Origin of the sequence: Actinoplanes oryzae, assembly GCF_030757795.1 — a bacterium.
Classification (GTDB): Bacteria; Actinomycetota; Actinomycetes; order Mycobacteriales; family Micromonosporaceae; genus Actinoplanes.
The window spans coordinates 1-582 of sequence record NZ_JAUQWH010000363.1 but is presented as its reverse complement, the minus strand read 5'-3'; the positions used below and the strand labels follow the sequence as shown (position 1 = coordinate 582).

Annotated in this window: 1 protein-coding gene; it reads left to right on the top strand. The window is 63.2% G+C overall.

Annotated features, from left to right (window positions below; all coding sequences use genetic code 11):
* The coding region (locus RBH18_RS43940) for an integrase core domain-containing protein (protein WP_306216458.1) at positions 1-549 on the top strand (549 nt) is incomplete at its 5' end.
* Positions 550-582 lie beyond the last annotated feature (33 nt).

Here is a 582-nt window from a genome sequence, read left to right as displayed (position 1 = left end):
CACGAACTACACCGCCTGAACATCGTGCAGAAGAACTCCCGGCCGAACCATCGCACCACCTGCGGCAAAGTCGAACGCTTCCACCAAACCCTGAAACTCTGGCTGCGGTCCCAACAACCACAACCCGCAACCATTACGCAGCTACAAACACTGATCGACGTATTCGTCGACGAATACAATCACCGCCGCCCGCACCGATCTCTCACGCACCGCGCCACCCCGGCCGCCGCCTATCACGCCCGGCCGAAAGCCACCCCCGGCACTAACACGAGCACCAGCCACGACCGGGTCCGCAAAGACAAGATCAGCAAAGCCGGCACCATCACGCTGCGCGTCGCCGGCCGGCTGCGCCACATCGGCATCGGCAAAACCTACGCCGGAACCTACGTCCTACTCCTCGTCCACAACCTCGACGTCCGCGTCCTCGACGCCACCACCGGCGAACTCCTCCGCGAGCTCACCATCGACCCACAACGCGACTACCAGCCCACCGGCCGACCACCCGGCCCCACCCGGACAAACAAAACGCCCGGACCTACGAAAACGTAGGTCCGGGCGTTTCCGATGTCTTGAGACATCACA